The organism is Pseudoalteromonas maricaloris, from assembly GCF_024746855.1.
Taxonomy (GTDB): Bacteria; Pseudomonadota; Gammaproteobacteria; order Enterobacterales; family Alteromonadaceae; genus Pseudoalteromonas; species Pseudoalteromonas maricaloris.
The window spans coordinates 532,606-545,737 of sequence record NZ_CP024625.1 but is presented as its reverse complement, the minus strand read 5'-3'; the positions used below and the strand labels follow the sequence as shown (position 1 = coordinate 545,737).

At 46.6% G+C, this 13,132-nt stretch carries 7 protein-coding genes (1 of these 7 cut by a window edge); all 7 read right to left on the bottom strand.

The annotated features are described in order from the left end of the window. Positions 1-67: 67 nt before the first annotated feature. A complete protein-coding gene (locus CTT31_RS02155; RefSeq protein WP_260491868.1) occupies positions 68-1,147 on the bottom strand; it encodes a prohibitin family protein in 1,080 nt (359 codons plus the stop codon). Then, the gene (locus CTT31_RS02150; RefSeq protein ID WP_260491867.1) at positions 1,144-2,805 is read right to left on the bottom strand and encodes a cyclic peptide export ABC transporter; all 1,662 of its coding nucleotides are present in this window, start codon (positions 2,803-2,805) and stop codon (positions 1,144-1,146) included. The genes CTT31_RS02155 and CTT31_RS02150 overlap by 4 nt, the downstream gene beginning before the upstream one ends. Positions 2,806-2,960: 155 nt before the next feature. Continuing rightward, positions 2,961-3,137, bottom strand: coding sequence for a hypothetical protein (locus tag CTT31_RS02145; RefSeq protein ID WP_017217212.1), 177 nt, complete (start codon positions 3,135-3,137; stop codon positions 2,961-2,963). Between the two features lie 80 nt (positions 3,138-3,217). Next, positions 3,218-3,778 (bottom strand): YcjF family protein, encoded by a 561-nt coding sequence (locus CTT31_RS02140; protein WP_010607109.1) that lies wholly within the window; start codon positions 3,776-3,778, stop codon positions 3,218-3,220. A 266-nt stretch (positions 3,779-4,044) separates the two neighbouring features. Further along, positions 4,045-5,421, bottom strand: a complete 1,377-nt coding sequence (locus CTT31_RS02135; RefSeq protein ID WP_260491866.1) for a serine hydrolase domain-containing protein — start codon at positions 5,419-5,421, stop codon at positions 4,045-4,047. A gap of 81 nt (positions 5,422-5,502) precedes the next feature. Beyond that, a complete protein-coding gene (locus CTT31_RS02130) occupies positions 5,503-6,471 on the bottom strand; it encodes a TauD/TfdA family dioxygenase (RefSeq protein WP_211859136.1) in 969 nt (322 codons plus the stop codon). Positions 6,472-6,503: 32 nt separating this feature from the next. Next, on the bottom strand, positions 6,504-13,132 hold the 3' portion of the coding sequence (locus CTT31_RS02125) for a non-ribosomal peptide synthetase (protein ID WP_260492393.1). Its footprint extends 5,440 nt past the window's final position; only the last 6,629 of its 12,069 coding nucleotides appear in the window; its start codon lies off the right edge, out of view; its stop codon occupies positions 6,504-6,506.

The window sequence follows — 13,132 nt, the reverse complement described above, 5'->3', positions numbered from 1 at the left end:
TTCGTTATCCTTCTCTTTTCCTTTACCGTCACAGTGTAGTCCGTGATACTGAAAATGTAACTATTCCTTACTGTGATTTAGTTGCATTAGGCGTTTGCGGCTCTTGGCTTTGTGGATCCGTAGCATTTGGGTTAACCGAGGCTGGCAAAGCAGATGTGCTGCCCTCCGTATTTAAGATCAATGGTAGGCCATCTTTACCACTGCCTATTACCACCACTTTTGCGTTATTAGATTTCGCCAGCTCTATGGTTGCTTCTATGCCGCGCCACCTTAGGTAGGTTTCAGATATCCCACCACTCACCGTTTCTTGAAAGTCGGCTATCCCCTGCGCTTCGGTTTTTTTCCGTTCTGCTTCTTTTTTGGCTACTTCTAAACGCATTTCATACTCTTGATTTAAGTACATCTGATTCACTTTGGAAATAATTGCGTTATGTACTTTATCTGGCACATCCACCTGCCGAATAAGCATATCGTCAAGGTTCACTAAGTTATGCCCTTGCATCGTACTATTCTCTTGCTCAAGAATTGTTTTTTCTTGCAGCTGTAGCTCCTTTAACACCGTGTTCAATAGCCGAGCCTGAACTTCTAGACGCTGATGACCATAGACTTGCTCCGCGGTATAGTCAGATACAATCATGCGCACCGCAGAGGCAACCTCAGGGATCACCATTTCATCTAAATAATCCTCTCCAACTAATTTATGTAGGTAGGGAATATGCTCCACTACAGGACGGTAACGTACTGTGATATCTAACTGGATCCGCAGACCCTCAGAGGTGATCGCATGTACCTGAGTAGTCGCGGTTTGGAATCGGCTCGAATAAATCGTCAATGTATCCCAAGGATAAACTAGCACCGTACCCTCATAAAATGGATGTTCTACGAACGTACCACCGCCAATGCGCTTCCACAGTACTCCAACTTGACCTGAGTCGACCTTGATAAAAATGATTTTGACCAATGCAACGGCAATAAACAGTAGAATAAGTAACGTCACACCTGCGCGAAAACGCCAAGACAAAATACGCTTATGCCACTTTGGCTTATAACGCTTTAACACCCGCATGAGCAAATTAGATAGGATCAGTGCCAGTATTAAGCCACCGGCGACGAGTAAGGCAAAATCCCCTGAAATATTAATGTTCATGATGGTACTCCATTACTTTCACTGTCGTGGTGTGCTAACAACTGACCTTCCTCCATTTTTAAGTGCACATCGGCCAAATGGAAGTAGGCGTCGTCATGGGTGATGGCAATAATGGTGTTACCGCGCGCTTTTAAGCGAGGTAGCACTTGTTCATAGAATTTTCGCCTAAAGATAGGATCTTGATCTGCCGCCCACTCATCAAAGATGTAAATGGGACGATTTTCTAAAATAGTACTCAAAAGCGCTAAGCGCTTGCGCTGACCTGACGATAGATCTATGGTGCTAAACGCCCCATTTTGAATACCCACTTTGGCACGCATCTCTAAAAAGTCCAACCATTCGTCGATTTCTTCAGTACTCAAATCACGAATACCATAGAGCTGCTGGAACAAATGAAAATCCGCAAAAACGGCTGTGAATAGGCTTCGATAAGCAAGGCGATTATCTTCCGTAACCGCTTTGCCATTCAAAAGGATTTGTCCGCTCTGTAATTCATAAAGGCCAGTCAACATCCGGATAAACGTTGTTTTACCGCTACCATTACCACCGGTAATAAAAGTGGTTTTTCCTTGCTCAAAGGTGATATCCACCGGCCCCACAGCAAACGGACGATCGCTCGATTTTTTCTGATGTTGATAAAACGCCCCCGCTAAGGTGATGGCATTGAATGAGGTTAGGCTTTCACTCGGTTCAGGTCGTTTAACCTCTTGCTCATCTTGGACATTTTTTAAATCGCGCTCCAATGCTAAGACGTTTTGCGCCGCCTCTGTTGCGGTGGTGAAAACGGGGATCCCACCAACAATACTGGTAATAGGGCCGATTAAAAATAGCGATGCGGTGGTGACTTTAATGACCACATCGGTATACACGTCAGAGAGCATAGGGACGATAAACACCATCGCGCCTGTCGCTGCGAAAAAGGTGATTTGCGACAGAATAAAGTCGGTCGCAAACAAGGTTTGGGTTTTGGTTTTTGCACGCCTTGCACGATTCGAATCACGGCGGTACTCATGTTCTAAATCTTCCGCTCTTGGCTCACTGAGCTTGACTTCTTTAAAGCCATCGAGCAAATCAGATAAGCGTTGAATAAGCTGATTTTCGCTTTCAAAAGAAATGCGCATGTTGCGCTGGATTTCATTGGCGCGTAAACGGTGAATACTGGCGCCGACCAAAATCAGTGTCGATATAACCATAAACGCCACAAAAGAGTGCCAGGCAATATAAAGAGATGTGAAAAACACCAAACTGATGGATTGACCAATGATCACAAACAGCTGCGCCGACTGAGATATGGTCTGTAACTCTTTGCTGATGGTATTAAAGATCCGCTCTTTGCCAATTATCTCTAGCGTTGACAGCTCGGTATGACGAATGCTTTCAAACAGATCAACTCTCAATTTGTCTATGGCACGCTCCACCATTTGCGCGGCTTTAGTCATCAATCTTTGCTGAGTGAAACCATATATTGCAATCGTCAGTGTAAATAGCACCAAGTAGTAAAGAATATGATTTTCTTTATTAATATCAGAGATATTAGCTGCTACGTTGTTGATAAGCGCAAGCACCAACGCGTTGGCCAAACCAGAAATGCACCCCAGTGCAATAAAGGTCCTTTTCTTTATCTGAATATGTCGGCGAATTAATTCGTACAATACCATTGTTATTATCTTTTATTGTTATTGGGCTACCGCCCGCGCATGCTACTTAGCATAGTCCCTAAAAATCAAAACTGCCTGTTGGATTTAAATAAATATTGCATTAAAACATTAAGTTATATTTATAAATCGCCCAGTTTTACCGGCAATGTAAGATCTCATTCCTCGTCATTCACCTCTGTGGGCTTGCGCTTTTGCCCAACTAGTAAAATGATCAAGCCAACAATAGGCGTAAACATCAACGAAATTAAAAAGAAGCCCACAGGTCCGGCAAAGGTGTTTCGTCCCCAATAACCAGTTAAAATGCATAACACTAAATATAAAGCGATAAGCATAATTTTCTCCAAGTTGTTGATAAATTTGGTGCGAAGAATAAACCAGCAGTTGCCTGCCGGTTTATGTCAGCCAGTATCGGTTATACTGTGGCTTTTTCCGCTGTAGCTGTTGCGTCCGCATTCCCTTTATTTGCACGATACTTAGCTGCGATGTCTGCGATATCCCCTTTCATACTTGCTAGATTCAGGTCTATCAGCGTGCCGCCATTTTCAAAGTGTCGAACAAAAGTTGCGCCTACTGCGTGTGTTGATGCCGCAGACACAACTGGCATAAATGCGATTGCGCTTAACGTGCCAAGTACAGGAACCGCCTTCAAAAAGCTGCTTAGTCCCGCGCCCCCTAAGGTTTGTGGAAAAGAGCCGCCGATCAATGCGCTTACTGTGCCACGCAGCTTGTTGTCACCATATGATTGACCATAGACTTTTGCTACTTCGCCTATCATCTTCATTTGGATCCCTGTCAACGCCACTAAATCAACCGCAGGAACGGGAATAAACCCAGAGCCAAACGACCATTTTGTGTATTTGTCGACAATCAGCTGAGCAACGGCTGCTCTGTCTTCATCAGCAACAAGTTGTGATTCCTGTTGTTCTGGAGCGTCGCTCGCCTTGTCATCCTTCGCTGTTTTTGTCACTGCCATAATTCATCCTCTATGATTTATTTAAACAGTTGTCGAACTCATCAAGCACCATATTGGCACTTGCCCTAGTACCCAAAATCAAACAAGCTGCACTTATTCAACTCTGAGCTTTACCGCCTTCATCCATGATGAAGAAGTAAACCTAAGAACAACCAAGGATTTGCACAGTGTCACAAATACAACTGAGCGAAACGTTGCCACCTACTGCAGGCGTTCTATTAATTTGTTTAACCGAGCGCGAAAGCTCGGTACTTTTCCCTACCGCGTTATGCCTGATTCAAATCTTGCTGGCATTGCTCGGTACGGTGTTTATCACTATAGAAGATAATGTTGCGGATCTCCTTGGCGATACAATCTGACTCAATCCCCTCTTTCACATAGTTGCTAAACACCATGATGCTTTGATCTCGTTCCAGTAGACGGGTAAAACTGGTCACCCATGAATAGGGGTAACTACCAGAGTACTGTAAAAATTTTTCATACATTCTGAGATTTGTATCGGCTGGGTTTTCGGGGCAATTTGCCACTTTGCCGTACTGGTTTGGGTCAACATAAGTCACAAACCAGCCATAACCATAATATTCACATTCTGTGCTACTGCCGGTATTGGAATATGGTGCAAAGGCTGCGAGCTTTTGTGCATCATTTAAAATCTGAGTGCCATACAAGCCCTGATCCCATTTGTGCATATCTTCTACGGTCGAATACAAATCTCCGGCTGAGTAAAGCACCAGCGGGTTACTGTAAGGGTTGACCAAAATGTCTTCATAGGGTGCAGGCCCGCCAGTTGCTGGTGGACGACCATTAGCAAGGGATAAATACTGGTTTTGGTTGTAGATGTAACCTGTGGTCATATTTGAATAGACACCAATCGCACTGTAAGAGCCGCTGTCCGTCATGCTAAGCGGATTTAGAATTTGCTCTTGAACGATATTGGCAAACCAATACTCACGACCGATATTGCCTTGTTTGCCAGCCGCTAACTGCTCGATGATATTACCGATAAGATAGTAGTTACAGTTGCTGTATTCATACTTACTGCCGGGCGTAAATGACGGTGTGCCACTTTGCCCCGCTTCGGCACCACAGGTGCAAAAGCGATTACTAAAATCTTCCGGACCGTTAAGGTCTAGACTCGAATTATATAAATAAGGCCGCCAACCGTAATTATCGTATACGGCTTCGTTGTCGCTGTAGTTATTGATCCCAGACGACATGGTAAGCAAATGATGTAGCGAAACATCCGCACATTGGTTATCTGGGTACCAAGGCAAGTGATCGCCAATGGTTTCCTGCCGCAAGTCCTTACCATCTAACATCTTCATTAAAATAGCGGCCGAAAACGCTTTGGTATTGGAGCCAATGCGATACTTGGACTTAACGCTGTTATCAACATCATATTGCATGTTCTGTGGTCCGCAGTTGGACTGGTACACCACTTTATCAACCGAGGTGATATAAACCGTGCCAAAGAATAGGTTGGCATCGCAATATTCTTTCACCACCGCCTCTATCATTTCTAATTGATTAGGCATAATGGTGTGATTATCTGCGACGCTCTTTTTCTGCAAACAAGAAGCCAGTGCTAAGGTGATGCAAAATAGCATCATCATTCTTAGCCGTAGTTGTATTAGCCATTTCATTTTTTCATTCCTTACATTGCCAACCACGTAACCACTAACAAATGTTGTTGCCCGACTTTCATCGGAATGAGTACCAACTAGTTATGCTGACGCGATATTTGCCATGCCAACTAGTACTTTACGAGTGCCTGTATAGGCCTCTCTGCCATGAGTAAACAGCATATTATCCAGCAGCAAAATATCGTTTCTTTGCCACGGGTAAGCGAAAGTGAGGTCTTGATAAACCTGATTGATAAGCTTGATGTCTTGGTCACTTATTTCGCTACCATCACCAAAAAAGGCGTTACGAGGTAAAAATTCGCTGCCGATACTGTCACGCATTTGTGCACTGAGTTGATTATCTAGACTCGAGCAGTGGAACAAGTGAGCTTGATTAAACCAAACCTTTTCACCACTTTTTGGATGACGCATGACCGCCGGACGCCATTGCTTGGTTTGTAGCCTTTTATCATCAAGCCAAGTAAATTCGATTTCATTTTTTCGGCAGTATTGCTCAACCTCGGCTTTACTCTCGGTCTGAAAAACCTCTTGCCAAGGTAGGTCGATATCACCGTAGTTACGCACGTACTGCACACCTAAACGCTCAAACTTGTCTCTTAATTCACCGGGAATACGACGATATACTTCACGACTGTCGGCAAGTGGTGTGCACCCACCCGTGGTTGCTGGGATCACACAAAAAAAGCCCATTCGCATCGGCCAAACATTGGAGTAAGCATTTTCGTTATGCTGCAGGATCACTTGATCGGCATGATATTCCGTGGTGGTGTAAATATTGTTGTTCAGTGCCGTTCGTGGCGAAGAGCGATAAACATACTGGCTTAAACGCTCACCAAACAAGGTCTCAAGTATGGCGCTAAACTGATTCGTGCTCACAATATTTAAGCCACGAAGCAATGCAAAACCATCTCGCTCAACCCAGTTATTCACCTCTTGAACGTGGTTTTTCACCCATGCCATGCCGCTTTGTTTAACCTCAGATAAGTCATGTATCCGAGAGTCTGCTGCAATCGTTGTCGGATCCAATTCCAAAGAAAGTGCGTGATCCATTGTTTTCCCATCCTTAAAAGTAAGTACTTTTGCTAGTGCAACACATAGTTGCGCTCAATTATGTTAACCAACTGCCCTACTTGCTCGGCTTGCAGGCAGGACAAATGATCTCCTTTGACTTCATAACAAGAGAGAGAGTGACTAAATGGTTTCCACCCCATGTCTTTATTCACAGGACGGCCTTCAAATTCTTGTGTTTGCTGTGTTTTTACAACGCAAATTGGGGTGTCGCTAAGCATAGCCGGCATCTCAATATTTGCTCGCAGTTGGGCACTAAAAGCTTGCTGAAAGTGGCGTAGATGCGCATCACTAAAATTAAATCCAGCTTGGTGTATCCAACGATTGAGATAGGCAATGCGTGCTGAAGGATCACCTTGCTTATAGGCACTGATTTCAGTATCAGAGACACTAAGGCGAAAAAACGCTATCAGATTATCCAGCATCATTTGTGCGATTTGCGCTTCCCCTAAGTTAAGCACTGGGCTGCTTGGTACAGGCGTATCAATCACAGTTACCGAGCAGCCAATTCGACCTTGTTGCTCAAGTAAAGTGGCAAGTTGATAGGCAATAAAGCTACCAAAAGAATGTCCGACCAAATGCACTTGTTCACCAAGTTCAGCGTCTACTAATACACTCAAGTAATATTCTGCGGTGCGGCCAATAGAAATTAGCGTCTCGAGTTCCTCGGCTAGCGCCTCTGGCTGCAAGCCATAAACGGGTATACGGCTATCAAGCCCATTCACCAAAGCATGAAACGCCATTAGCCAACCTCCCGCCCCCGCAATCAATACCACAGGTGTAAAACCAAGCTCGCCCTCTTGCAAACACACTAAGGTTTTACGCGATTGAGGTTTACCATCGCATTCGCCAAGACCATCTCTCAATGCTTGAACATACTGACTGAGCCCACGCACAGTCGGATGCTCAAAAAGTGCCGACAGCGGCAAATTGAGCTGTAGGTGCTGATTAATATCACCCACTAAACGCATCGCTAATAGCGAATGACCACCTAAATTAAAGAAGTTATCGTCAAGGCACACTCCATCTACCAGCAAACGACTAGTAAACTGCTGCGCTAATTGAGTTTGTAGTGGTGTGAGCCTCTCCCGCTTAGTCTCTTGCCGCTGGGATTGAAGCGGAGTGTATAATCCGGCCAGCGCTAAGAGCTGTTTGCGGTCTACTTTGCCGTTCGTTGTCAGCGGAAGTAGACTAACTGATTGAAACAACTCAGGGACCATGTAAGTGGGTAGTACTGCGCGTAATTGCGCTCGCAGAGCAGCATCACTCACTTCCGTATGCTGCGCTGGCTGCACAAATGCCACCAATTGCGCGTTGTTACTGCTATCTTCACGCACCACCACAGCGCAAGCAGCAACTTCGTCTAGCTGCTGAAGTTGCCGTTCAATCTCACCCAATTCGATGCGGTAACCGCGCACTTTAACTTGGTCATCACCACGGCCTAGATACAGCAATTCATTTGAGGCTAAGCAGCAAGCGCGATCGCCAGTTTTATAAAGTCGCTGGCCGCTATTTGGCTCAATGATAAACGCCTGCTGCGTCTTTTCTTCGTCATTCAGGTAACCTCTGGCAAGGCCAATACCCGCAATGTATAAATCCCCTTCCACACCGGTGGCCACCGCTCGAAGCTGCTCATCAAGTAAATATAAAGACAAACCAGCGACGGGCTGACCGATTGGCACGCGTGCGCCGCTGAAGTGTGTGACATCATTAAGGGTTGCAGAAATGGTTGCTTCGGTCGGGCCATAGGCGTTAATAATTCGAATACGGTCGCCATAGCGCTGCTGCCAATCGGTGAGCGCGGCAATCTGCATCTGCTCGCCACCTATGGTGATGATCCTCAGCGAGCTTGGCAAGGTGACTGAAGTCGCTGCAAGTTGATGCCAATACGCTGTTGGCAAACTCATCAATGTTAACTCGGCATCTTGGCTTAATTGCGCCAACTTGTTGGGGTCCAACATGTCGTCTGTCGGTGCCATCACCAAGGTTGCGCCACGAATTAAAGTACAAAAGACTTCTTCCGCAAACACATCAAAGCTCATGCTAGCAAATTGCAGGTAATTGTCGCTGGGCGTAATCGCATATTGCGCGGCTAATGCCTGCACATAATTAACGACACTGGCATGCTCCACCATCACCCCTTTTGGCATGCCCGTGGTGCCCGAGGTATAAATCACATAACAGAGGTCGTCAACCTGGCATGGCGCAGTAAAGCAACGACTAGGCTGCTCAGCCAAAGCGCCCTGAATACTATCTAAATCGACTTGAGGCACCACCTGCTCCGAGCTACCCTGCCAATATTCTGTTTTGGTAACCAGCATGGCTGCATTGGCATTTTGCAACAGCAAACGACGTCGAGACTCGGGTAGTGTTGGTGCAATTGGTAGATAAGCTGCGCCCAATTTGAGCACCGCAAGCATAGCCACAATAAGCTGGTAATTCGCCTCTAGACACAGGCCAATAATAACGGGGGCTGTACTCGGCTCTAGTCGTGAAGCAAGGTAATAGGCGAGCTGATTGGCGTCTTTATCCAGCTGTGAATAGCGATAACAGCGTGCCTCCCCAGAGGCGGTACTATATTCACGAATAGCAATATGCTCAGGAAATTCAGCAGCAACTTGAGCAAATAATTGCTGAATAGGTAAATTTGGCGTTTGATATTTCGCCGCTTGCGTCAGTGCAAAAGTAGGCAGAGGCAATGCCTTGCTGTACGGCGCGTGTTGGGGCTGCCAAGACAATTTCCCGAGTGTTTGCTCTGGCTGTTGTGTCGCAGCTAACATCAGCTGCTGCATCGCCGCAAGGCTTTGCTCGATAAACACTTCATCAAAGCATTGCTGCTGATAGCTCAGCGTGAGCGATAAACCGGCCCCTACGCCGACCACAAAGGTCAATGGATAGTGCGTGTTGTCAACTTCACTTAAGGTTGTTGCGATAAATGGCAGCGCAGCGCTATTTTGTAACGGATCTTGCGGATAATTTTCAAAAACATACAAGCAATCAAACAATGGACTGTCGTTTTCAATACCCGACCACTGATGAACTTGTGTCAGTGGTGTATGCGGGTGCTGCGCCAATGCCGTAAGCTGCGATTTCACCGCTTGCAGGTAATCTTTCACACGCGCATTTTGATCTATCGCGACATGGACCGCTTGCGTATTGATATACAAGCCAACGCGCTGCGCCATTCTACTAAGCGCAGGAGGTCTGCCCGCGATGGTTTGACCAAATAAGGCATACGGTTCGTTGCAGCAATTTGCCACCCAATACGCCCAGAGCCCTTGGATAAACTGATTGACGGTAAGTCCTTGTTCGCCTGTAAAGCGAGTCACGGCATCTTGCAGCGATTGCGGTAAAGTCACACTAAGTTCTTTAACACCAGCCGCTTTATTTTCAGTGTAATTTTCAGTGTGAAGTACCTTTTCGCTGAGTAATGTGGGCGCGGTAACTCCACCCAAATACTCCCGCCAAAACGCTTCGTCGCGGTCAACATGCGTAAGCAAATATTCGATATGATCGCGGAAATTATCTACCACAATGGGCCGTAACTCACCTTGGCAACGGGCTTGATAAAATGCCAATAATTCAGCAAATAATACCGGCAGCGACCAACCATCCATGATGAGATGATGATAAGTCCAAACCACCCCAACATTGCCATCTTCAAAAGCAATTAACTTCAATCGCATACAAGGCGCTTGTGAAAGCCTAAGCGGCTCGGCAAGTTCCACCGCAGCCTGTGATTTCACTATTTGCGATTGCTCTTCTGCAATGACACTGCTGTGCAGCAGTTTGAGTGGCACATCGGCATGTTTACAGACCACTTGCAGCGGCTCGCCAGCAACATCTATAAAGGCCGAGCGTAATATGCTGTGCTGTCTAATCAGTTGCTGCCAAGCGTAACTCAACGCCTCAATATCCACACAACCTTGTAGCAATAAGCTGGTTTGCTCGACATAAGGTAGCGTGCTTTGAGCGTGCGCCTCACGTGCCGTTTGACTGTGGAACCACATGCCTTGTTGCAAACCAGTTAGAGGGTAAATATCCTCAACTTCCCCTTCAACCTGCCCAAGTATGCGCTGTAACTGCCGTTCAGAAACGCCGCTGAGAAGTGCAAAGTCACTGACTGTGTAATGACGTTGAGGCTGGGATTGGCAATGCTCGATGACCTGAATTAGACTTTCGAGTATCTCTTTACTTAATCGCTCTGCTTCTTTAGATGTTAAGCGCTGGCTGTCAAACTCTAACGTTAACGCCAGTTTACCATCCACGACCGCCGCTGTTAGTTGTGCTCCAAAGTAACTGAGATTTGACTCTGCAACCAAAGTGCCCGTCAACTCCCGAGCATCTCCCAGCAAACCTTGTTGCTCAATGACTGTATCTAGCTGGCCTAAATAGTTGAAAAACAGTAAGCCTCGGGTATCAATCTCAAGCGATGAGCGAACGTTTGGCTCTGGGTGTAAATACCGCGCGGCACCATAACTACTGGCAACTTTAGCACTCCTTTCAAGCTCTGCCTTGATACTGCAAATCACATCATGCAAGCAGCTGCCATTACTAAATAACTGCATTGGATAGAGCGCCGTTAACCAGCCAATGGTTCGGCTGCTGTCCAATGCCTCCGTCAGTAACTCGCGACCATGCCCTTCTAGCATGATCACTTCACTGCCTGCACCACGCTTTTGCGCACACCAGGCAAGCGCACTGAGCAGCAATGCTTGCGCCGTTGTACCATAACTGGTGTTGGCGGATCCCAGTAGCGCACGGGTGTACGCTGCTGACAATGTGTGGCGAACTTTCGCTATGGTTGGGGTCGCGTTTGTATCCTTAAGACTCAAGAAGTGTGAGGTTTCAGCCAGTGCAGCCACCTTCTGCCATTTGCGCAAATCGCGCTTATTGGTTGCAAGTTCACGATAAAAATCGGCAAGTTCAGCCAAGTTCGCGCTTGCGGCAGGAAGCTCCAACGGCACATTGTTTATTTGCTGCTGTAGTAGCTGGCTCACATCTTCAAGTAACACACGCCAAGAGACGCCATCCACTAGCAAGTGATGTGCGCTAAACAGCAAGCGATTATTGGCTTCGCTGTCAGGCGTAACAAATAACACCGCTTTAAACAGTGGCGTGCCAGTAAACACAAAACCTTGCTGCACTTGTTCACTGAACTCACGCAGCTCAGTTTGCCAGACGTCACGCTCAAGTGTATGCGCCGTAAATACCTTTTGAATATCAATGCTATCACGTATAAATAGGGTATTTTCATCTGCAACCACCAAACGTAGCGCATCATGCTGGGCTATCAAGTACTCTATCACTTGCATGAGCTGCACTGGTGTGACGGATTTATCTACACTCACCAGCACGCTTTGATCCCAATGACAGGGTTTGGCAAATTGTTGAGCAAAGAACCAATGCTGAATTGGTAATTTATCGAGTTGACCAACTAATGGCTGCCTTGCTTTACTCATAGGCAGGTGAATATCTTGCTGGGCAAATCTTGCTGCAAGCGCCGAAACACTGGGATAGGTAAACACGTCGGTAGCACTAACTGGTAACTTGAGTGCTTTGGCTTTACTTGCGATTTGAATACTCAAAATAGAGTCGCCGCCCAAAGCAAAATAGTCATCTTCAGCGGTCATCGATGATGTATTTAATACCTGCCGATAAATCGCCAGTAACTGGGCCACGATGCTGTTAGCCTGTGGTGTGACCGCGCTTTGCTCGATTACTGTGATAGTCTGTTGAGTTTTACCAAGTGCTGCCAAGTCACGATGGTCAACCTTGCCATGCGGTGTCAAAGGTAGCCTTGCGAGCATGACAAAATGCTCTGGCACCATATAACTTGGTAGTCTTTCCTTTAGCTGGGCTTGAAGCACTTGAGGCTCAGTGTTTGCCACCACAAATGCCTGCAACTGTGGCTGCCCTGACGCGCTTGTGGTTATCTGAACCGCACATTCTTGTACGCTCGATAGCAGCCCAATTTGCTGTTCAATTTCCGCCAACTCAATACGATAACCTCGCAGTTTTACTTGTCCATCGTTACGACCCATATAGGCGATACGGCCGTTGCTAAGCTGGCGCACTAAATCTCCCGTTTTATAGGCTCGCACCGTGTGCGATGGAGAGACTTGTAGCTCAATAAAACGCTCAGCACTAAGCTGTGGTTGATGTAAATATCCTCTGGCAAGCCCCGCCCCTGTTACGTATAACTCACCGATCATCCCCGGAGGCACAGCTCGCAGTTGTGGGTCTAAAATAAATAGCTGACTATTGTCGACGGGCAAGCCGATATCTGGCACCTTTCCGTCAAACTCAACCACACCTGAAGTCGCGACCACCGAGGCTTCGGTGGGTCCATAGTTATTGACTAGGGTAAATCCGTACTCTTTTGCTTGCAGCGCACCAAGTTTATCGCCGCCAACCAATAAATAGCGCAAGCTTTGTGGATTAAACAAAGGCTCAGTGAGCAGCGTTTGAGCGATTGGCGTTGCAATAAAACTATGCGAGACTTGGTGTGTATTGAAGCAGGCTGTTAATTCTGCTGGTGACTGTAGCACCGCTTTTGTCACACACACGAGGCTCGCACCGGCACATAAATAAGGCCAAATCTCCCACGTTGCCGCGTCAAAGGCGGGGTTGGCGGTTTGAC